22 protein-coding genes are annotated in these 21,101 nt (G+C 61.4%); 15 read left to right on the plus strand and 7 right to left on the minus strand.

The features are described from left to right. Nucleotides 1-3: 3 nt before the first annotated feature. The 6 genes from GGR30_RS06315 to hemC form a co-directional block, all read right to left on the minus strand. The gene (locus tag GGR30_RS06315; protein ID WP_183483689.1) at nucleotides 4-705 is read right to left on the minus strand and encodes a glutamine amidotransferase; all 702 of its coding nucleotides are present in this window, start codon (nucleotides 703-705) and stop codon (nucleotides 4-6) included. Beyond that, entirely contained in the window at nucleotides 698-1,186 is a 489-nt protein-coding gene (locus GGR30_RS06320; protein WP_183483691.1) for a tellurite resistance TerB family protein, read from the minus strand. The genes GGR30_RS06315 and GGR30_RS06320 overlap by 8 nt, the downstream gene beginning before the upstream one ends. A gap of 120 nt (nucleotides 1,187-1,306) precedes the next feature. After that, nucleotides 1,307-3,184: a heme biosynthesis protein HemY gene (locus GGR30_RS06325; protein WP_183483693.1), complete on the minus strand. Its 1,878-nt coding sequence runs from the start codon at nucleotides 3,182-3,184 to the stop codon at nucleotides 1,307-1,309. A 12-nt stretch (nucleotides 3,185-3,196) separates the two neighbouring features. Further along, a complete protein-coding gene (locus GGR30_RS06330) occupies nucleotides 3,197-4,507 on the minus strand; it encodes a COG4223 family protein (protein WP_183483695.1) in 1,311 nt (436 codons plus the stop codon). 110 nt (nucleotides 4,508-4,617) lie between these two features. After that, nucleotides 4,618-5,331, minus strand: coding sequence for a uroporphyrinogen-III synthase (locus tag GGR30_RS06335; RefSeq protein WP_183483697.1), 714 nt, complete (start codon nucleotides 5,329-5,331; stop codon nucleotides 4,618-4,620). 3 nt (nucleotides 5,332-5,334) lie between these two features. After that, nucleotides 5,335-6,264, minus strand: coding sequence for a hydroxymethylbilane synthase (gene hemC / locus GGR30_RS06340; RefSeq protein ID WP_183483699.1), 930 nt, complete (start codon nucleotides 6,262-6,264; stop codon nucleotides 5,335-5,337). 72 nt (nucleotides 6,265-6,336) lie between these two features. Between hemC and tsaD the strand changes: the two genes are divergently transcribed. The 5 genes from tsaD to GGR30_RS06365 all read left to right on the plus strand — a co-directional run bounded on the left by tsaD (nucleotide 6,337) and on the right by GGR30_RS06365 (nucleotide 9,961). Further along, nucleotides 6,337-7,434, plus strand: coding sequence for a tRNA (adenosine(37)-N6)-threonylcarbamoyltransferase complex transferase subunit TsaD (gene tsaD / locus GGR30_RS06345; RefSeq protein WP_183483702.1), 1,098 nt, complete (start codon nucleotides 6,337-6,339; stop codon nucleotides 7,432-7,434). Continuing rightward, nucleotides 7,431-8,417, plus strand: coding sequence for an NAD(P)H-dependent glycerol-3-phosphate dehydrogenase (locus GGR30_RS06350; protein WP_183483704.1), 987 nt, complete (start codon nucleotides 7,431-7,433; stop codon nucleotides 8,415-8,417). Before tsaD ends, GGR30_RS06350 begins: the two co-directional genes overlap by 4 nt. A 21-nt stretch (nucleotides 8,418-8,438) precedes the next feature. After that, nucleotides 8,439-8,732 carry a YciI-like protein gene (locus tag GGR30_RS06355; protein ID WP_183483706.1) on the plus strand — a complete coding sequence of 98 codons (294 nt, stop codon included), beginning with the start codon at nucleotides 8,439-8,441 and terminating at the stop codon, nucleotides 8,730-8,732. A 5-nt stretch (nucleotides 8,733-8,737) separates the two neighbouring features. Further along, a complete protein-coding gene (locus GGR30_RS06360) occupies nucleotides 8,738-9,166 on the plus strand; it encodes an EVE domain-containing protein (RefSeq protein WP_183483708.1) in 429 nt (142 codons plus the stop codon). A 144-nt stretch (nucleotides 9,167-9,310) separates the two neighbouring features. After that, on the plus strand, nucleotides 9,311-9,961 hold the full coding sequence (locus tag GGR30_RS06365; protein WP_183483710.1) for a class I SAM-dependent methyltransferase: 651 nt from the start codon (nucleotides 9,311-9,313) through the stop codon (nucleotides 9,959-9,961). A gap of 3 nt (nucleotides 9,962-9,964) precedes the next feature. Here the strand turns inward: GGR30_RS06365 and GGR30_RS06370 are convergent, their stop codons facing one another. Continuing rightward, a complete protein-coding gene (locus tag GGR30_RS06370; protein ID WP_183483712.1) occupies nucleotides 9,965-11,317 on the minus strand; it encodes a hypothetical protein in 1,353 nt (450 codons plus the stop codon). Nucleotides 11,318-11,948: 631 nt separating this feature from the next. Between GGR30_RS06370 and sdhC the strand changes: the two genes are divergently transcribed. The 10 genes from sdhC to sucD all read left to right on the plus strand — a co-directional run bounded on the left by sdhC (nucleotide 11,949) and on the right by sucD (nucleotide 21,062). Next, nucleotides 11,949-12,341, plus strand: coding sequence for a succinate dehydrogenase, cytochrome b556 subunit (sdhC, locus tag GGR30_RS06375; RefSeq protein ID WP_183483714.1), 393 nt, complete (start codon nucleotides 11,949-11,951; stop codon nucleotides 12,339-12,341). A gap of 12 nt (nucleotides 12,342-12,353) precedes the next feature. Next, entirely contained in the window at nucleotides 12,354-12,734 is a 381-nt protein-coding gene (gene sdhD / locus GGR30_RS06380) for a succinate dehydrogenase, hydrophobic membrane anchor protein (RefSeq protein WP_183483717.1), read from the plus strand. A 7-nt stretch (nucleotides 12,735-12,741) separates the two neighbouring features. Continuing rightward, entirely contained in the window at nucleotides 12,742-14,580 is a 1,839-nt protein-coding gene (gene sdhA, locus GGR30_RS06385; RefSeq protein ID WP_183483719.1) for a succinate dehydrogenase flavoprotein subunit, read from the plus strand. A gap of 48 nt (nucleotides 14,581-14,628) precedes the next feature. Continuing rightward, a complete protein-coding gene (locus tag GGR30_RS06390) occupies nucleotides 14,629-15,003 on the plus strand; it encodes a virulence factor (RefSeq protein ID WP_246413624.1) in 375 nt (124 codons plus the stop codon). Then, on the plus strand, nucleotides 15,003-15,782 hold the full coding sequence (locus GGR30_RS06395) for a succinate dehydrogenase iron-sulfur subunit (RefSeq protein ID WP_183483721.1): 780 nt from the start codon (nucleotides 15,003-15,005) through the stop codon (nucleotides 15,780-15,782). The genes GGR30_RS06390 and GGR30_RS06395 overlap by 1 nt, the downstream gene beginning before the upstream one ends. Nucleotides 15,783-15,902: 120 nt before the next feature. Further along, complete coding sequence (locus GGR30_RS06400) at nucleotides 15,903-16,505, plus strand: AprI/Inh family metalloprotease inhibitor (protein WP_183483723.1); 603 nt, start codon at nucleotides 15,903-15,905, stop codon at nucleotides 16,503-16,505. A 126-nt stretch (nucleotides 16,506-16,631) separates the two neighbouring features. After that, nucleotides 16,632-17,786 carry a cell division protein ZapE gene (gene zapE / locus GGR30_RS06405; protein ID WP_183483724.1) on the plus strand — a complete coding sequence of 385 codons (1,155 nt, stop codon included), beginning with the start codon at nucleotides 16,632-16,634 and terminating at the stop codon, nucleotides 17,784-17,786. Between the two features lie 173 nt (nucleotides 17,787-17,959). Further along, complete coding sequence (gene mdh / locus GGR30_RS06410) at nucleotides 17,960-18,922, plus strand: malate dehydrogenase (protein ID WP_183483725.1); 963 nt, start codon at nucleotides 17,960-17,962, stop codon at nucleotides 18,920-18,922. A 31-nt stretch (nucleotides 18,923-18,953) separates the two neighbouring features. Next, a complete protein-coding gene (gene sucC / locus GGR30_RS06415; RefSeq protein WP_183483726.1) occupies nucleotides 18,954-20,150 on the plus strand; it encodes an ADP-forming succinate--CoA ligase subunit beta in 1,197 nt (398 codons plus the stop codon). 6 nt (nucleotides 20,151-20,156) lie between these two features. Next, nucleotides 20,157-21,062, plus strand: a complete 906-nt coding sequence (gene sucD / locus GGR30_RS06420; protein ID WP_183483727.1) for a succinate--CoA ligase subunit alpha — start codon at nucleotides 20,157-20,159, stop codon at nucleotides 21,060-21,062. Nucleotides 21,063-21,101: the final 39 nt, after the last annotated feature.

Raw genomic sequence — 21,101 nt, forward strand, 5'->3', positions numbered from 1 at the left:
CGGTCAGCCGGCCTCGTCGAAGACGATGTCGAGGAAGTTGTCGAGCCAGGCTTTCAGCGCGCGGTCATGCAGCATCCGGCCTTCCAGATGCGCGCTGCCCGGCTGGGCTTTCGGCAGGGTGAACCGGCTTGCGCCGCGCACCACCCAGCTCTGCATCATCATCCGCGTCAGCTCGGCGTGGAACTGCACGCCGTAGGCCCTCTTGCCGTAGCGATAGGCCTGATTGGGGTAGAGGTCGCCGCGCGCCAGAAGCTCGGCCCCGTGCGGCAGTTCGAAACCCTCGCGGTGGAACTGGTAGACCATGGACGGCCACTTCATCAGCATGCGGCCATTATTCGTGGCCTCGATCGGATACCAGCCGATCTCCACCGAGCCGTCATGATTGCCGTAGACCTTCGCGCCGAGCTGACGGGCCAGCATCTGCGCGCCGAGGCAGATGCCGAGAAAGGGCCGGTTCTCCTTCAGCGGCACGTCGAGCCAGTTGATCTCGCGGCGGACATAGTCCTCGTTGTCATTGGCGCTCATGGGGCCGCCGAAGACGACGGCGCCGGAATGGTTTTCAAGCGTTTCCGGCAGTCCATCGCCCAGGGCAGGGCGGCGAATGTCGAGGGGAAAGTGCTTCTGCATGAGAAGCTGGCCGACCCGGCCGGGCGTCGAACGTTCCTGATGCAGGATGATCAGGACCGGTTTCTTTCTGTCACTCATCGTTTTCGGTGTCTTTCTCGTCCGCGATCTCGGCCCGCTTCAGGGCCGCCTGCCGCTCCAGCACGCGGTCACGGCCGGAAACGCCGATCAGTTCGGCGATCCGCCAGACCACATTGTCTTCCATTTCGCTGCGGCTGCCGTCGGCATAGGCGATGTCCCAGAGCAGGCCGATCAGGCGGATGCGCTGGTCCTCGTCAAGATGCCGCTTCACATCGGAGGTAAAGCGGTAGAAATCCACGGCCTCGCTGCCAGCTTCTTCACCGGCCGAAATGAGGTCGTCAAGCCCTGCGCCATGGAGCCCGTACTGGCTTTCCATGAGTTCCCTGAGGCGTTTCTGCTCGCTCTCGCTGATTACGCCATCGGCTTCCATCACCTGGTAGCACAGCGCGACCACGGCGACGCGCGCATCGTTCGGCCGCGCACTGGCGTCCTCGGCGTCATTGGTGATGTCCTGCAGAAACCTGCTGATTTTTTCGAACATGCGGAAGAATGCCTTGCTGGAGGGAATGATGTTAACATGGCGTCGGGACGCTCATCCGCCAATAGGCCAATTGCGTCCGCTGGGTCAAATTACGGTTATGACAATTGCCAGGAAGGCCTGTCAGAAAAATCTGCGTTTTTTCGGCGGCGGCGGTGCGTCGTCGTCATCGCTGTCGTCAATGCCCGGATCATCCGGCGTGCGTCCTCCGAAGGGCGAGTAACCGGATTTCGTGTCAGTGTCGTCTTCCTCATCCGCACCGCCTTCGGCCGGGCGGGGCGGCTCTCCGGCCGTCTCCGGCGGTGTCTGGTCGCCGGCCTCTGTCTCCGGCTTCTCCGGCGGTTCATCGACCTGCGTTTCGGTCGTCTCGGGTTCGGTTTCCGGGGCGTCCGGCTCTTGCTGCGACGTCTCTTTCTCGGGTTCTTCGGGTTTCTCGTCCCTTGCTTCGGCGTCGGCAATGTGGGCGGCCTCGGCGACGGCCGCGGGCGCTGCGGCCGCGGCGTCGATCACCGTCGGGGCTTCCGGCTTGTCGCCGGTCGGGCCTTTGGGCAGGTCGCTTGCCATCGCCTCGGCCTCAGCCTCGGCGGCATCATCGAAGATCGGGGCATCATCTGCGTTTTTTTCTTCTTCCGCCTTAACGCCCCCGACGGGAGGAAGGCTCTTCAGAGCTTCATCGAGCCGGGTTGCCGAGCCTTCCTCGACAGGACCTTCTATCGCGCCATAGGGCACTTTCCATTCGAACGCGTCGATCTTGCCGGTTGCCGGCGAGAAGGGGCGCCAGTATTCCGAAACCAGGCCGTCGGCCACCCATGTCGGGTCGCGTTCGGCGCGTAGCGCCTGCGCCATCCAGTGGCGCACGCGGCCCTGATCGCCGGTTTCCGCTTCCTCGATATCGGCCAGCAACAGGAAGGCGCTTTCGCGCGATTGCATGCGGGCGGCGGCCTCGGCCTTGGTGCGGGCCTTTTCAAACTCGCGCGCATCGAGTGCGGCGCGGGCGACCACCATTAGCGAGACCGGGTTGTTCGGCTTCAGTCCCTCAAGCTTTTCAGCCCGCTTCAGCCGGTCAACGGCGGTATCGCCGCCGCGCGCGCGAACGTAGAGCGCGCCGGTCTGCGGATGCGGTTCCTTCTTCCACACCATCTCCAGAACGCCGGCCGATTTCCGCACATTGCCCTGCGCCAGATAGGCCTTGGCGGCGATGATCGCGGCGGGGTGGAAGTCATCGCGCAGCTTCAGCGCCTGAAGCGCATCGGCGGCAGCGCCCTTGGCGTCGGTGTCGAGCTTGCTTTCGGCCCGCGCCGTCAGCAGCACTGCCTTCAGGCGGGCGGAATCCTGCTTGTCGGTCACCTTGGCGGAACGCTGCTGGTCAAGCAGGCGAATGGCATCATCCCAGCGGCCCTGGCGGGTGCGGGCCTCGAGCGTCGCCTTCGCGGCCCAGGCCAGATAGGGCGCCTTGTCGGCCGCACGCTCTGCATATTGCTGCGCGGCTTCTTCCGCGCCGACCCGCTTGGCCTCAAGGTAAAGCCCGCGCAGGCCGAGTTCCTGCGTTTCCGGGTCCTCGGCCATGGTCTCGAACAGCCGGCGGGCCTTGTCATGATTTCCCTCGATCAGCGCCACCTGCGCATCCAGAACATGGATGAGCGGCTCCTGATCGACGCTGAGCAGCGCATGGGCGCGGGTGCTCATCTTGCGCGCCATAACCAGGTTGCCGGAACCGGCCGCAATCAGCCCGGTGGAGATCGCCTGATAGCCGCGGTCCCGCTTGCGGGCGCGGAAATAGCGGCGAACGCTGTTGGGCGAAGTCCAGAGCGCGCTTACCAGCCACCAGACGACCATGACCACGAAGATCAGCGCGATCAGCAGCGCAAGCGCCGTGGTCAGCGGCGTCTGGAACAATTGTCCCTGCCAGGTCAGTGTCAGTTCGCCGGGGCGATCGGCGAACCAGGAAAAGCCGAGGGCAAAGGCGAGGACGACGAGCGCGAAAATAAGCAGCCTGATCATATCGTTCCTCCCTTAATTGGCCGGCGCTGTCGCGGTGCCAGTGGCCGGTGCGCCGGCGGTGCTGGAAAGCGCGCCGGAGAGCGTTTCCGAGACCAGTTCGTCGGCCTTGATGCGGGCGGAAAGCGCGTTCTGGAACTGCGTCGAGACCGTCTTCGCCGCTTCGGGAAGCGACTGCCACTCCTTCTCGGCCTGTTTGAGCTTGCCGTCCTTCAGGTTGTTCTCGATGCGCGCGACGATCGCCGGCACGCTGTCGCCTTCGACATCGCCGACGGGCCGCACATTGACGAGGCCCTTGGCGCTGTCGACAAGGCGGTTGAAGATGCCGGTGTCGGGCGGCGGCTGGTCGGCTGCCTCGATGATGTCATTGGCGAGCGCGGAGAACTGTTCGCTCAGGGCTTCGCGCGTCGGTACGCCCTCTTGCGCCAGCGATTGCAGCGCCGACAGATCGGTGCCCTGCGGCGCGACCTCGGCATAGGTCGAAAGCTCGTTCGCGAAATCATCGCCCCTGTCGATGGCCGATTTCAGTCCGGCCGCAGCGATGGCGCGGGCGACGGCAAGGTCCTTGCCGGGCGTGTTCACCTTCTGCTCGAGTGCGGCAAGCTTCTGCTGCATGGCCTGCTGGTCGGAACTGATCGCGCTCTTCAGGCTGTCGTTTTCCTGGGCCAGCGACTGCAGTTGGCTTGCGTCCGACTGAACCGTCTTCTGCAGCTCGGCCACCTGGCTATGCAGCGCGGAGAGGCTGTCGCCGCCGCTTCCGGAAAGGCTTTCGACCTGGTTCTTCAGCGCTGACAGGTCTGACTGGAGCGTGCTGACAGCGCCCGACTGGTCGCCGGATTTCAGCGCCGCAACCTCCTGTTTGAGCGTCGCAATTTCGTCCTGCAGCTTTGCCGAAGGGCCGGTCTGGGCCAGAATGCCGGAATAGAAAAGCGCGGCGGCTCCGGCAAGGGCGATCACGCCCCCGGCAAACCCGGCGGCAAGAAGAGGCCCTGCGCCGGGGCCGCGCCGGCTGTCTTCCGGCGGTTCGTCGTTTTTCGGCGGCGGCGGGGTGCTGCCGCCATCCGAAGCGATTTCGCCATTCTCTGCGCCGGTTGCCGTCTCGTCCGTCTCGTGTTCCGTTTCGGCGGGCGGCTCCTCGTCGCCGTGTTCTTCATGACGCTTTATCGCGGCTGCGACGTCGGCCATCGCCGTTTTCACAGCGGCGTCGTTTTCTTCCGGCGCAACCGGCGGGTTTGCGGATTCGCGGCCGGCTTCCTCTGCCGGCGTCACGGCGTTCTCGTCGCGTTTGTCGTTCTTCGGGGGCTGTGACGGCGTGTCCGAAACCATGGGTACCTCTTTTGCGCTTCCTGCCGCTAAGTTAGATGGCGCGCGCTGTTTAGAAAAGGTCTTTGTGGGTTTGTTGTTCCCGGCAAAAGGTCGAACGCGGCAAAACGCCGTCAATTGAGGAGTGAAAGCAGGTTGTCCTCGTCGGGCGCGGCGGCAATTCTGGCGGAAGCGGAAAGGGAGGGCGGAACAACCGCCGCCACCTTGGCGCTAAGGCAAAGGAAGAGTGGGGTCAGTCCATGGTCTGTCAGCAATTGCGGAGGCGCCAGCGTGAAAAACCGCGCAGCCGCCGCAGCCGAGTAAAACAGCACCGCTTCAGGCTTTGCCTCGTCCAGAACGGTTTCCACCGGCAGGTCGGTGACGGGCTGCATCGCATAGGCCGTCACGGTCTCGAAAGTCAGACCGAGCCGGCGCAGCGTTTCCTCGAAGACAGGCGCGCGCGGGTCTCCGGCAAGGTAAAGCAGCGGGCCATCGCCTGCGGACGGGAAGGCCGCGATGGTCTCGGCCAGACGTTCCCCGTCGCCGCCGCCATCGATGACCTGGGCAAAGCCCGCGGCGCGGGCGGCTTCGGCGGTTTTTCTGCCGACGGCGAAAACCGGCAGGTCCCTGAAGCCGGGCGCATCGCGGCTCGCTTCAACGTTTTCAAGCGCCTCGGCGCTGGTGACGGCAAGCGCCCGCCAGTGTCTCGCCGCAAGGGCTGCTTTCACAACATCGTCAAAATGCACCGGTCGGAAGAGCGGCAGGGAAAAAGCCTGGTGCCCCATGGCGACGAGGCGTGCGCAGGTGCCTTCCGCCTTCTCTACCGGTCGGGTCACCAGAACGCGCATGGCTCAGGTCCAGTCTTCGAAAAAGCCCGGCCCCGCGCGTCTCTTCAGCTGCTCGCCGGCCCAATGTCCGATCTTCTGCGCTTCCCCGCGCATGCCGTCGGTGACGATGTCGTGGGCTGTCGCGCCGTCCGGAGTCAGGATCATGCCGGAAAAGGAGATGCGTTCGTTGAAACAGCGGGCATAGGCCGCGATCGGCGTGCGGCAGGAGCCGTCGAGGGCGGCGAGAAAGGCGCGCTCGCAGGACACCGCGATTTCCGTATCCTCGTCATTGACCGGCGCGAGCAGGTCGCCGATACGTCGGTCGCCCGAGCGCTGTTCGATGCAGATCGCGCCCTGGGCGGGGGCGGGTAGGAAGTCGCGCACGCTCAGCACCTCGGTCGCCACATCGTCCATGCCGAGGCGCTTGAGGCCGGCATTGGCCAGAAACGTGCCGTCGACCACGCCGTCGGCGAGCTTCTGCAGTCGCGTCTGCACGGAGCCGCGAAACAGCACCACCTCGATATCCGGCCTCAGGCGGCGAATCAGCGCCTGGCGACGCAGCGAGGAGGAGCCAACGACCGCGCCCTGCGGCAAATCCGCCAGTTTTTTCACGTCCCGGCCGATGAAGGCGTCGCGCGGGTCGGCGCGCGGCAGGAAGGTGGAAAGTTCGAGACCCTCCGGCAGGGCGGTGGGCATGTCCTTCGATGAATGGACGGCGAAATCGAGTTCGCCCGAGAGAAGCTGAGCCTCAAGCTCTTCGGTGAAAAGCCCCTTGCCGCCGATCGCCGAGAGCGGCCGGTCGGTGATCCGGTCGCCCTTGGTCGAGAGCACCACGATCTCGAACATGTCTTCGGAAAGGCCATGGGCGGCCATTAGCCGGTCGCGCGCTTCATGGGCCTGGGCGAGCGCCAGCGGGCTGCCGCGCGTGCCGATCCTCAAAGGTTTCGTTTGCATCCTGCGTCCACCGTTGTTACCGGGTGTTTCGTAAACCGGATTGCGCGCCGCCGCAAATGTTCGTCTGAGCCCATGAACAAGAAGTCTGTCTTTCTCGGTATTGAATCGAGCTGTGATGAAACCGCCGCCGCCATCGTCGCGCGCGACGCGGACGGGCGCGGGGAAATCCTCGCCGATGTGGTGCTGAGCCAGATGGAAGAGCATGCCGCCTTTGGCGGCGTGGTGCCGGAAATTGCCGCACGCGCCCATGTGGAGGCGACGGACCGGCTGATTGCCGAGGCTCTTGAGCAGTCCGGGATCTCGCTTTCCGAACTGGACGGCATTGCCGCGACCATAGGGCCGGGGCTGATCGGCGGTCTTATCGTCGGCGCCATGAGCGGCAAGGCGATGGCCTATGCGGCGAACAAGCCCTTTTACGGCGTCAATCACCTCGAAGGCCATGCGCTGACGGCGCGGCTGACAAACGGCGTGCAATTTCCTTTCCTGATGTTGCTGGTTTCCGGCGGTCACACGCAGATCGTTCTGGTGAAGGGCGTTGGCGAATACGAGCGCTGGGGAACGACCATCGACGATGCGCTGGGCGAGGCCTTCGACAAGACGGCAAAGCTTCTGGGCCTCGGTTACCCCGGCGGCCCGCAGGTTGAAGCGGCGGCGAAGGCGGGGGATCCGAAACGCATTGCCCTGCCGCGCCCGATGAAGGGCGAGGCGCGGCTCGATTTCTCCTTTTCCGGCCTGAAGACCGCTGTCCGGCAGGCGGCGCAGAACCTTGCGCCGCTCAGCGAGCAGGATGTTGCCGATCTCTGCGCGGCCTTCCAGTTGGCCGTTGCCGAAACGCTGCGCGATCGCGTCGGCCGGTCGCTTGCCCGCTTCAGGGCGGAAGGACTTGCGGCAGAAGATCGCCCGGCGCTGGTTGTCGCCGGCGGCGTTGCCGCCAACAGCGCCATAAGGGCGGTGCTGACATCCCTGTGCGAGAACCAGGGCTTCGCCTTCGTGGCGCCGCCTTTCAGGCTATGCACGGATAATGCGGTGATGATCGCCTGGGCCGGGCTCGAACGGGAAGCCGCCGGCTTTCCCGCCGATGGGTTCGAAGTGCCCGTGCGCTCGCGCTGGCCGCTTGATGCCAAGGCCACCGCCCTGATCGGCAGCGGAAGGAAAGGTGCGAAAGCATGAGTGAGAAGAAAAAGACTGTCGTTATCGGTTCGGGCGCCTTCGGTACGGCGCTTGCGGCCGTCTTTGCCCATGAGGGCGAGGACGAAGTGACGCTGCTCGGCCGCAATGCCGGGCTGATCGAGGCGATGCGCGAAAGCCGCCGCCACGAGGCTGTGCTGCCGGGCATTACCCTGCCGGAGGCGCTGAACTACACGATCGACCCGTCGATCCTCGGCGTTGCCGATACCGTGGTGCTTGCCGTTCCCGCGCAGGCGCAGCGGGCTGCCGCGCTTTATTATGCGCCCTATCTGAACAAGGATGCCGTCATCGTCTCCGCCGCCAAGGGCATCGAGCGCTCGAGCGGACGGCTGATCACGGATGTCCTCAACGAGGCCTTGCCGCATCACCATGCCGGTGCGCTGTCCGGTCCGGGCTTTGCCATCGAGCTGGCTGGCGGCAAGCCGATCGCCATGGCGCTGGCCTTCCGCGATCGCACCCTTGCGCGCGAGACGGCGACGATCCTTTCCGGCCGGACCTTCCGCATCTATGCCTCCGGCGATCCCGTCGGCGTGCAGATCGGCGGGGCGCTGAAAAACGTTCTGGCGATTGCCTGCGGCATTGTCGAGGGCGCGGAATTGGGCGAATCGGCCCGTGCGGCGCTGATTGCGCGCGGTCTTGCCGAAATGTCGCGGCTGGCCGTCGCCATGGGCGGCGAGGCGGAGACCGTGCGCGGCCTTTCCGGCCTCGGCGACCTGGTGCTGACCGGCTCTTCGCGTCAGTCCCGCAATTTCCGCTATGGCGTGGCGCTTGCCGAGGGCAATTTCGACAACATCAATGCGGCGCTTGTGGAAGGGGTCTATTCTGCCTCTGTCGCCAGCGAACTTGCCGGCAGCTATGGCGTGCAGATGCCGATCTCGAATGCGGTCGCCCGCGTGCTGGACGGCAAGCTCGGCATCCCGCAGGCGCTTGAAGAACTGATGACCCGGCCGATCACGACCGAATGAGAAACGAGAGGAGATAGGAAGATGCTTTTCGCCGTTTTGTGCAAGGACAAGCCCGATCACATCCATATCCGCATGGAAAACCGGCCCCGCCATCTGGAATGGCTCGACGGGCTGAATGAACAGGGCACGCTGAAGATCGCCGGTCCGTTTCTCGACGAGCAGGAAAAGCCCTGCGGCTCGATGCTGCTGATCGAGGCGAAGGACCAGGCCTCGGCGGAGGCGATTGCCGCCGAAGACCCTTATGGCAAGGCCGGCCTGTTCGAGAAGGTCGATGTCAAGCCCTACAAGTGGCTCTACAACAATCCGGGGGTCTGAGCTTCATGGCCTACTGGCTTTTCAAATCCGAACCGTTCAAGTTTTCCTGGGAGATGCTGAAGGCGAAGGGCGAGGCCGGGGAAGAATGGGACGGGGTGCGCAACTACCAGGCCCGCAACAACATGCGGGCCATGGAAATCGGCGACAAGGGCTTCTTCTACCACTCCAATGAGGGGCTGGAAGTCGTCGGCATCTGCGAAGTCTGCGCACTTGCCCATCACGATAGCACCACCGACGACCCGCGCTGGGAATGCGTCGACATCCGCGCGGTGGCCGACATGCCGAAGCCGGTGACGTTGAAGGATGTGAAAGCCAATCCGAAGCTTGCCGACATGGCGCTGGTGACATCGATGCGGCTTTCGGTGCAGCCGGTGAAGGAAGATGAATGGCTGGAAGTCTGCCGTATGGGCGGGCTGGAGGAGCCGCCGCGGTGATCGCCGGCGTCTCCGTTGACCCTCTCGCGCCACCTGCGTCATCCTCGGACTTGACCCGGTGCGGGGGCGAGAAGAAAAGCAACCCGCCGACAGGTGCGGTCTGAACCCTCGCCAACCGACGTGACATGCCAGCCGCAACCCACCATGACCGACCGCGAAAACTTCATCTTCCAAAACACTGACATCCTGACGCCGCCGCATGTGCCGGAGATCCGGCTGAGGCTGGCAAGCGAGGTGCATGACCTCTGGATGAAGACAGAGGCGGAGCTTGAGGAAATCGGCCTGCCGCCGCCGTTCTGGGCCTTCGCCTGGGCCGGCGGGCAGGGGCTTGCGCGCTATGTGCTGGATCATCCCGGATGCGTTGCCGGCAAACGGGTCGTGGACTTCGCCACGGGGTCCGGCCTTGTTGCGATTGCTGCGGCAAAGGCCGGCGCGACCTCTGTTCTGGCGGCCGATATCGATCACTGGTCCGCCTCTGCCGTCGCGTTGAATGCGGCACTGAATGGGGTGGAGGTTGCCTATGATGGCGACAACCTGATGGGCGAAGCGCTTGATTGCGATGTGCTTCTGGCCGGCGATGTCTTCTATGACGCTGATTGGGCGGCGGAACTGGTCCCGTGGTTCGAGGCGCTTGCCAAAGCAGGCGTCACCGTTCTGGTGGGCGATCCCGGACGGGCCTATTGCCCGGTCCCCCGTCTCACGAAGCTGGTGGAATATCAGGTCCCGGTCACACGGGTTCTGGAAGACGGCGAAGTGAAGAGGACGACGGTCTGGGCCTTCGCTCCGAGGCGCTGAGGATCAGGCCTTGAGGTCGCGGAACAGGAGACCCTTGGACTGATGCGTAAAGAGGGAGATATCACGCTGGGTATCTTCAGGCACAGCCTCGGTCTCCGCGAGCCAGTCGTCAATCTTCTGGACGGAAACCTCCAGGCTCTGGGCCAGCGCTTCTTTGTTCTTTTCGAACTCGCCAGGCAAGGCTTCGAGTGCCGTCTTCAATCCGTAGGCCCATCGATCCACTTTCTGGTCGTCCGCATTGGAGAACACCCGGTGACCGGCAGTTTGAATCATGAGCAGAGCGCGGTCGGCCAGAAGGCCGGAAATGATGCCGAGGAATGCAACGAAGAAGGGGCTTACCGCTGCGCCCTGACCGTCTCCTGCCGCGATAACCAGAACGCCGGCCTTGGTCAGGATGAAGACAGCGATGGCTGTAATCGCCCCAAGGAAGGGGCGAAGCAGGAAATAGCGGGCGCCATAGGCTTCGATCGCTGACGGCCCGTCGTTCAACTGCTTGAGGTAGAGCTGCGAGAGATGGATTGCGCCGCCAAGCCCGCCCATCGCCATCACGAGGAACAGCGTGAGCATATCCGGTGGCATGAGAGAAAAATCGGGGACGAACCAAGTGGATTCGATACCCTGAAGAAAGCGCTTGGCATCGAGGAAATCGCCCATCGTAAATGAAATCGCGTTGTTGTCAGAAGATAAAATATATTTCATTTTATCGGACGATTCTGAAATATTTTTGTTGATGTTGTAGATATCATCACTGATTCTTTCAACGGCATTATATTTTTCATTGAAAGCTACCTCTAAAGAAGTAATTTTATCGCTAAGATCTTTGTATTCCTCTACGTTTTTAACTGAATTATTATCGCTGGAATTTCCAAGAATTGAATCTAGACTGTATTTTGTGATAATTCTATGGCACGAATTTTCTTCTGTGACGGAGCTGTATTTTTCACAGTTTATTTCGGATTGCTCAAATTCGGCAAATTCAGCTGCAATTTGAACGATGTCATGTGCTTTTTTGTCGAACAACAGGGAGGACGAACTTAACTTATTACTGGCTTCTCCCAGTTCAGTTCGAAGTATGGTCTGTTTCTCCAATGCGCTCTGGAGGCGTTGCTGATCGGATTCGAGCGTCCGCTTTAGCGCGGTCCAGTTCTCGTAGATCCGCGAGACTTCCCAGATGGTGAGCGCTCTATTCTCTACCGTTGTCGATCGAATCTGATGCTGAAGTTGGAAGGCTGTCATCGAAATAACAGCAATGAAGCCCAGGGAAACGAACAAAAATAAAATCCAGAATGAAGTGATCGCCGATCGCGCTATTCGCGTTGACCTCAACATAGGTTTCTCAGATTTGCCTTCTGGCATCGGCTGAATTCCCCCTGATACTCTCTGATATTTAATTGTAACTATTATATATTATAAAATAAAGTAAAAATTGAAATTTAAAATAATGTAATAAATTATATTTATTATCCCTTTATTTTTATTGATATATTGTCGGTGTTAATCTCTTCCGGCCGATCGATTTTGAATTATCGTATGAAGGGATCGGCGCACATTAGCTTGTTCGTCGCCCGATCCGGTAACGCCTGTTGTCCCCGTCTCGCGATGGCCGAAGCTGGCAAAATATCAGGTTCCGGTCACACGGGTCCTGGAAGACGGCGGAGTGAAGAGGACGACGGTCTGGCAATTCCGATAGGGTTGCCGGAAAGGAAAACATGACTTTTATTGTCATGTTAAGCCATTGAATTTCAAGGAATCAAGTGGACTTGACCGGAAAGCCGTGCGACTTTCCGCCCACACGGTCGGATAAGGGCCTCAACTTTGTCGATTCCCTGTTTCGTCAAACCGATTAAATCGGTCAGGCGGATGCAAATCGGCTTGTCGCCGACCCTTGTCATGGTTAAACCACCGTGGAACAACGGCATAATCCGGCGCCTCGGCGGCGGGCTGCCCGCATCATGCTATGCGCCTTTTGAACACCCGCGAGGTTTTGATGGCCACACCGACCAGCAACCGGCCCCTGTCGCCGCATCTTCAAGTCTACAAGTTAATTCCGACCATGATCATGTCCGTTGTCCACCGTGGCACCGGCATTGCCTTGTATTTCGGGACCGTGCTTCTGGCCGCATGGCTGGTTTCCGCCGCCATGAGCAAGGAAGCCTTTGACTGTGTGAGCTGGTTCCTGGGCTCCTGGTTCGGCCTTCTGGTCATGTTCGGCTACACGTGGTCTCTGGTGCATCACCTGCTCGGCGGCCTGCGCCATTTCGTCTGGGACTTCGGTCACGGCCTTGGCAAGGAATTCACCACCAAGATGGCGATCGCGCTTCCGGTCTTCTCCGTCGGCATCACCGTGGTGCTGTGGATCATCGGTCTGATTGCCTGGTAGGAGGATAAGCACATGGATATGCGTACACCGCTCAAAAAGGTTCGCGGCCTCGGCTCCTCCAAGGAGGGCACCGAACATTTCTGGATGCAGCGCATGACGGCTGTCGCCCTCGTGCCGCTCTTCATCTTCTTCATCCTGTTCGTCATCGCCCATCTGGGCGCGTCCTACGAGACCGTCGTCGGCTCGCTCGCCAACCCGTTCATCTCCGTGCTGATGGGCATGATGGTGATCGCCGGGCTGATCCACATGCGCATCGGCATGCAGGAGGTCATTGACGACTATGTTCACAATGAGCTCATGAAGCTCTCTGCCTTGATGGCGAACAATTTTTTCACAGTCCTGGTGGGCGGCTTCTGTCTCTTCGCCCTCCTGAAGATCGCATTTGTGGGGTAACGAGCAGATGGCAACTTCCTCTCCCGAAAAGAACGGCAAGGCCTACGAGTATGTCGACCACGCCTATGACGTGGTCGTCGTCGGCGCCGGCGGCGCGGGTCTGCGCGCCACGCTCGGCATGGCCGAACAGGGCTTCAAGACCGCCTGCATCACCAAGGTCTTCCCCACACGCTCGCACACGGTTGCCGCCCAGGGCGGCATTGCCGCCTCGCTGCAGAACATGACGCCGGATAGTTGGCAATGGCACCTCTATGACACGGTCAAGGGTTCCGACTGGCTCGGCGACGTCGACGCCATGCAGTATATGGTCATGGAAGCGCCGAAGGCCGTCTATGAGCTTGAGCATTACGGCGTGCCGTTTTCCCGTAACGAAGAGGGCAAGATCTACCAGCGCCCCTTCGGCGGCCACATGCAGAATTTCGGCGACGGGCCGCCGGTGCAGCGCACCTGCGCGGCGGCTGACCGGACCGGTCATGCCATCCTGCACACGCTTTACGGCCAGTCGCTCCGCAACAATGCCGAATTCTTCATCGAGTTCTTCGCGCTCGACCTGATCATGAGCGATGATGGCGTCTGCACCGGCGTCGTTGCCTGGAACCTTGATGACGGCACGATCCATCGCTTCTCCGCCAAGATGGTGGTGCTGGCGACTGGCGGTTACGGCCGCACCTACTTCTCCGCCACCTCGGCACATACCTGCACCGGTGACGGCGCGGGCATGATCGCACGCGCCGGCCTGCCGCTGCAGGACATGGAGTTCGTGCAGTTCCACCCGACCGGCATTTACGGCGCAGGCTGCCTGATTACCGAGGGCGCGCGCGGCGAGGGCGGCTATCTCACCAACTCGGAAGGTGAGCGCTTCATGGAGCGCTACGCGCCGTCCGCCAAGGATCTCGCCTCGCGCGACGTGGTCTCGCGCTGCATGACCATGGAAATCCGCGAAGGCCGCGGCGTTGGCAAGAACAGGGACCATATCTTCCTGCATCTTGACCATCTTGATCCGGCCATCCTGGCGGAGCGTCTGCCGGGCATTTCCGAAAGCGCCAAGATCTTTGCCGGCGTCGACGTGACCCGCGAGCCGATCCCGGTTCTGCCGACGGTTCACTACAACATGGGCGGCATCCCGACCAACTACTGGGGCGAGGTGCTGAACGCCGACAGCGAGAACCCGGAACGCGTGGCGCCCGGCCTCATGGCCGTCGGCGAGGCCGGCTGCGCCTCGGTGCACGGCGCCAACCGTCTCGGCTCCAACTCGCTGATCGACCTCGTGGTCTTCGGCCGTGCCGCCGCGATCCGCGCCGGTCAGGTGATCGACCGCGAAAGCCCGATCCCGGCGCTGAACACGGCTGCCTGCGACAAGATCATGGAACGCTTCGACCGCATCCGCCATGCCGACGGCTCCAAGCCGACGGCGGTGCTGCGCGACAAGATGCAGCGCGCCATGCAGGAAGATGCCGCCGTGTTCCGCACGCAGGAAACGCTGGAACAGGGTTGCCAGCGCATTTCGGCAATCTGGGGCGAACTGCCGGACGTCAAGGTCACCGACCGTTCGATGATCTGGAACTCGGACCTTGTCGAAACGCTGGAACTCCACAACCTCATGGCCTGCGCCATCACCACGGTCTACGGCGCGGAAGCGCGCAAGGAAAGCCGTGGCGCCCATGCCCGCGAGGACTATGCCGAGGGCCCGTTCGCCGGCCGTGATGACGAGAACTGGCGCAAGCACACGCTATCCTGGGTCAGCGAGGCCGGCGAGGTGAAACTCGACTATCGCCCGGTTCATCAGGACCTGATCGCAGACGGCATCGACATCAAGAAGATCGCGCCCAAGGCACGTGTCTACTGATCGTGTCAGCCTGAAGATATGGTATCATGGCGGTGAAAGGATATTGCCATGAACGTGATCGGACATAACAGACGAGTGCCGCACTCTTCGAAAGGCAGTTCCATGTACGCGATCGTTTTCGACCTGGATACCAACAGCCTGAAGGAGGTGTATTCGGGTGCGTCGTGGAACAATGCCTATTACGAGATACGGAGTTTTCTTGCTGAACGTGGCTTCGGCTGGCAGCAGGGAAGCACCTATTTCGGCGATGATACCGTCGACGCCGTAAGTTGTGTTCTGACGATACAAGAGTTGACGGACGGATTTGAGTGGTTTGCGGCTTCGGTTCGGGACATTCGCATGCTTCGTATCGAAGAAAACAATGATCTGATGCCAGCCGTCGAAAGAGCGTCGGCGAAGAAAACAGGAAAAGGCAAAGCCTGATGGTTGAATTCACGCTTCCCAAGAACTCGAAGATCAAGAAGGGCAAGACCTGGCCGAAGCCGGAGGGCGGCTCCAATCTTCGCGAGTTCAAGATCTATCGCTGGAACCCGGATACCGGCGAGAACCCGTCGATCGATACCTATTTCATCGATCTCGACGACTGCGGGCCGATGGTTCTTGATGCGCTTTTGTACATCAAGAACAATATCGACCCGACGCTGACGTTGCGCCGCTCCTGTCGCGAGGGCATTTGCGGGTCCTGCGCGATGAACATCGACGGCACCAACACGCTCGCCTGCACCAAGGGCATGGACGAGATCAACGGCGCGGTGAAGATCTATCCGCTGCCGCATATGCCGGTGGTCAAGGACCTCGTGCCGGACCTCAACAATTTCTACGCCCAGCATCGGTCGATCGAGCCCTGGCTGCAGACGGTCTCCCCGCCGCCGGCGAAGGAATGGAAACAGAGCCATGAAGACCGGGTGAAGCTCGACGGGCTTTACGAGTGCATTCTCTGCGCCTGCTGCTCGACCTCCTGCCCGTCCTACTGGTGGAACGGCGACCGCTATCTCGGCCCGGCGGTTCTGCTGCAGGCCTATCGCTGGCTGATCGACAGCCGCGATGAGGCAACCGGCGAACGTCTCGACAATCTGGAAGATCCCTTCCGGCTTTATCGCTGCCACACCATCATGAACTGCACGCAGGCCTGTCCGAAGGGCCTGAACCCGGCCAAGGCCATTGCCGGCATCAAGAAGATGCTGGTCGAACGCGCGGTTTGAGCGTGGTGAACGCGGCGAGAGGCCGGTCTTTTCGGGCTGGCCTCTTGCAGGGTTGCGAAAACGCACGATATGATTGCTGTCAATCATGAGTGACCGAGGACGAGTGGGAGTTTTTAATAGATGGTTCAAAAGGTTCTGATCGCGACAGCGATTGCCTCGGTCCTGGCGCTGAGCGCCTGTCAGCGGACCAGCTATAATTATTCCCAGCCGGTGGCGCCCCAGCCGCAGCCTTTGACGCCTGCGCCCGCGGGCCAGGTCCAGAGCAGCAATCTGCCGCCGCCGGGTGGCGCGCAGCAGGGCACCTATAATTCCGGCACGTATCAGACCGGTCAGGCCCAGGTCGATACCGCCACCGCCGGCAACACAGGCCAGTTCCCGGCTGCACCCGGCGCGCCCACAGGAAATGGCGGCATGGGCAATGTCGCAGCGCCTGCAGGCGCCATGCAGCTTTCCAATGCCGGACTTGTAGGTAGCTGGAAGGCCAATGAGGGCGGCGTCCAGTGCGACATGTTCCTGACGCTGACCAATCTCGGCGAGGGCTTGCGCGGCGGCACGCGCGGCTGCACCGGCGGTCTTTCAACGATGAAGTCCTGGGGCATCAACGGCGATCAGCTTGTTCTGAATGATGCCAATGGCTACGCGATCGCCAGGCTCTACAAGACAGCCGAAAATCGCATCGAAGGCACAAGCAGCTCCGGCCAGCAGGTCGTCCTGAGCCGCTAGGTCCGGCAATATGACAAGGGCTCGCCAAGGCGGGCCCTTTTTTGTTGGGCATTTGTCAGATAGAGCCGTATCAGGCTTCTTCGCCGCGCTGCCAGCGGCATGTTCATCTCTGTTCCGGAATTTTTCATGGCCGCAATGACGACCGTCACCCGACGACTTGAGACAATGACCGAAAAGGGCCAGCTCAAGGCCGATCCCGCGCAGTTGGCCGTCGCCGGTGAGCTTGACCGTGTTCTGGAAGGGCTCTCGTCCGTCAAACCGGCGGAAAAGGGCGGGCGGCTGATTTCGCGTCTTTTCGGCCTTTCGCGACAGAAGGGCGGGCCGCTGGTGGAGGGGCTCTACATTTACGGCAGCGTCGGGCGGGGCAAGACCATGCTGATGGACATGTTCTTCGAGGCCGCGCCGATTGCCGACAAGCGGCGCGCCCATTTTCATGCCTTCATGGCCGATGTGCAGGAGCGCATCAACGCGCACCGGCGCAAGCTGAAGGCGGGCGAGGTGAAGGAGGCCGATCCGATCGGTCCGGTCGCCGATCAGATCATCGGCGAAAACCGGCTTCTCTGCTTTGATGAGTTCACCGTCACCGATATTGCCGATGCGATGATCCTGTCGCGGCTCTTCTCCGCCCTGTTCGAGCGTGGCTGCATTCTCGTCGCCACCTCCAATGTCGCGCCTGATGATCTCTACAAGGACGGTCTCAATCGCGGCCTGTTCCTGCCTTTCATCAAGATCCTGAAGCAGAATGTCACGGTAACGACACTCGATTCGGATACCGATTACCGCATGGAGAAGTTCGAGGGGCGGCCGGTCTATCTGACGCCGCTTGACGACGAGACGCGGCGGAAGATGGACGAAACCTGGAATGTGGCGACGCGCGGGGCCGACACGGGGCCGGACGAGATTGCGTTGCGCGGGCGCGTGCTGCATGTGCCAAACGCAGGCGGCACCTTTGCCCGCTTCACCTTTGACGACCTGTGCAGGAAACCGCTGGGGGCTGCGGACTATATGGCGATCACCGACCGTTTTTCGACCGTCTTCATCGATGACGTGCCGAAGCTCACCGCCGATCAGCGTAATGAAATCAAACGCTTCATCATTCTTGTCGATACGCTTTACGACCGTGTGATCCGCACGGTGATCTCGGCGGAAGCCATGCCGGAAGAACTTCTGGTTGATCGCAAGGGCCGGGAAGGGTTTGAATTCGAGCGCACCGCCTCGCGCCTTTTCGAGATGCGCAGCACGGATTATCTTGCAGCGCACAAGGAAAAATGGGCGAAATAAGGGCGACGCCCTCTATTTAATTGACGTAAACGTCAATTAAAACATATATAACCGATTGAAAATATTGGCTTCATAAAAACCGGTTGAAAAATGCCCCGTTTGCCGATATCCCAACCTCGTCATGGGCACGGTTTTGACCATCGTCCAGAAATGAGTTTTCAGAGGATACATTCATGGCGCGCAATAAAATCGCATTGATCGGTTCGGGCATGATCGGGGGAACGCTCGCACATCTGGCGGGGCTGAAGGAGCTGGGCGATGTCGTTCTGTTCGATATCGCTGACGGGCTGCCGCAGGGCAAGGCGCTCGATATCGCGGAATCCTCGCCGGTTGATGGATTTGACGCGAAGCTTTCCGGCGCTTCCGACTATTCGGCCATCGAAGGCGCAGACGTCTGCATCGTCACCGCCGGCGTGCCGCGCAAGCCGGGCATGAGCCGCGACGACCTTCTCGGCATCAATCTGAAGGTGATGGAAGCCGTTGGCGCGGGCATCAAGCAGTATGCGCCGAACGCCTTCGTCATCTGCATCACCAACCCGCTGGACGCCATGGTCTGGGCGCTGCAGAAATTCTCCGGTCTTCCGGCCGAAAAGGTCGTCGGTATGGCCGGCGTGCTGGACTCGGCCCGTTTCCGCTACTTCCTCGCCGAAGAATTCAACGTCTCCGTTGAAGATGTCACCGCCTTCGTTCTCGGCGGTCACGGCGACACCATGGTTCCGGTCGCCCAGTATTCGACCGTTGCCGGCATTCCGCTTCCCGATCTGGTCAAGATGGGCTGGACCACCCAGGAAAAGCTGGACGCGATCATCACCCGCACGCGCGGCGGCGGCGGCGAGATTGTTGCGCTCTTGAAGAACGGCTCGGCCTATTACGCGCCTGCAGCTTCCGCCATCGCCATGGCCGAGAGCTACCTGAAGGACAAGAAGCGCGTCATGCCCGCTGCTGCCCATCTCACCGGCCAGTACGGCGTTGACGGCATGTATGTCGGCGTGCCGATCGTCATCGGTGAAGGCGGCGTCGAGCGCATCGTCGAAATCGAGCTCAAGGGCGAAGACAAGACGGGCTTCGACAAGTCGGTGGACGCCGTCAAGGGTCTCTGCGACGCCTGCAAGGAAATCGCACCCGCTCTGAAATAAGCCGCTTTCTTCAAAAAGGACGGATATCCGCATGAATATTCATGAATACCAGGCCAAGGCTCTGCTGAAGGGCTATGGCGCGCCGGTCGCCGATGGCGTCGCGATCCTGAGCGCCGATGAGGTCGAGGCCGCTGTCGGCAAGCTTCCCGGTCCGCTTTACGTGGTCAAGAGCCAGATCCATGCCGGCGGGCGCGGCAAGGGCAAGTTCAAGGAACTGCCGGCTGACGCCAAGGGCGGCGTGCGCCTTGCCAAGTCGGCTGACGAGGTCAAGACCTTCGTCAACGAGATGCTCGGCAATACGCTGGTGACCAAGCAGACCGGCCCTGCCGGCAAGCAGGTCAACCGCCTCTATATCGAGGACGGCGCCGATATCGACCGCGAACTCTACTGCTCGCTGCTCGTCGACCGGACCGTCGGCCAGGTGGCCTTCGTCGTTTCGACCGAAGGCGGCATGGACATCGAGACGGTGGCCGAGGAAACCCCGGACAAGATCGTCACCGTTGCGATCGATCCCGACACCGGCGTGACCGCCTCCAATGTCAAGACGCTCAGCGAGGCGCTGAAGCTTGAGGGCGAGGCCGCCAAGGACGCCGAGCGTCTGTTCCCGATTCTCTACAAGGCCTTTGTCGAAAAGGACATGAGCCTGCTGGAGATCAACCCGCTGATCGTCATGGAAAACGGCCATCTGCGCGTTCTCGACGCCAAGGTCTCCTTCGACGGCAATGCCCTGTTCCGCCACGACGACGTTCGCGCGCTGCGCGACACGACGGAAGAGGACGCCAAGGAAATCGAGGCTTCGAAGTATGACCTCGCCTATGTGGCGCTCGACGGCAATATCGGCTGCATGGTCAATGGCGCGGGCCTTGCCATGGCGACCATGGACATCATCAAGCTCTATGGCGCAGAACCGGCCAACTTCCTCGACGTCGGCGGCGGCGCTTCGAAGGAAAAGGTCACGGCGGCCTTCAAGATCATCACCGCCGATCCGGCCGTGAAAGGCATTCTCGTCAACATCTTCGGCGGCATCATGCGCTGCGACGTCATCGCCGAAGGCGTGATCGCGGCTGTCAAGGAAGTCGGCCTCAAGGTTCCGCTGGTCGTCCGTCTCGAAGGCACCAATGTCGAACTCGGCAAGAAGTTCATCGATGAGAGCGGTCTGAACGTCATCTCCGCCGACGATCTCGATGACGCGGCGCAGAAAATCGTTTCGGCCGTGAAGGAGGCCTGAGTACCCATGTCAATTCTGGTCAATAAAGACACCAAGGTTCTGGTTCAGGGCCTCACCGGCAAGACCGGCACCTTCCACACCGAGCAGGCGCTTGCCTATTACGGCACCCGGATGGTTGGCGGTATTCATCCGAAGAAGGGTGGTTCCGAGTGGTCATCGGGCGTTGACGGCACGCATCTGCCGATCTTTGCCTCGGTCGCCGAAGGCAAGGAAAAGACTGGCGCCGATGCATCCGTGATCTACGTTCCGCCGGCAGGCGCGGGCGCTGCGATCCTGGAAGCGATCGAAGCCGAGATCCCGCTGATCGTCTGCATCACCGAAGGCATTCCGGTGGCCGATATGGTCAAGGTCAAGGCAAAGCTCGACAAGTCGAAGTCGCGCCTGATCGGGCCGAACTGCCCGGGCGTTCTGACGCCGGAAGAATGCAAGATCGGCATCATGCCGGGTTCGATTTTCAAGAAGGGTTCCGTCGGCGTTCTGTCGCGTTCCGGCACGCTTACCTATGAAGCCGTGTTCCAGACCACCAATGAAGGCCTCGGCCAGACTACGGCTGTCGGCATTGGCGGCGACCCGGTCAAGGGCACCGAGTTCATCGACATGCTGGAAATGTTCCTGGCGGACGATGCCACCGAATCCATCATCATGATCGGCGAAATCGGCGGTTCGGCCGAGGAAGAAGCCGCTCAGTTCCTGAAGGACGAGGCCAAGAAGGGCCGCAAGAAGCCGATGGTCGGCTTCATTGCCGGTCGTACCGCTCCTCCCGGACGCACCATGGGCCACGCCGGCGCCGTGATCTCCGGCGGCAAGGGCGGCGCTGAAGACAAGATCGAGGCGATGGAATCGGCCGGCATCAAGGTGTCGCCGTCCCCGGCGCGTCTCGGCAAGACGCTGGTTGAAGTCCTGAAGGGCTGATCCACCTAAGAACAGATGCGTGACGGCCTTTTTTCGGAT

It is taken from the genome of Martelella radicis, from assembly GCF_014196625.1.
GTDB classification, from domain to species: domain Bacteria; phylum Pseudomonadota; class Alphaproteobacteria; order Rhizobiales; family Rhizobiaceae; genus Martelella; species Martelella radicis.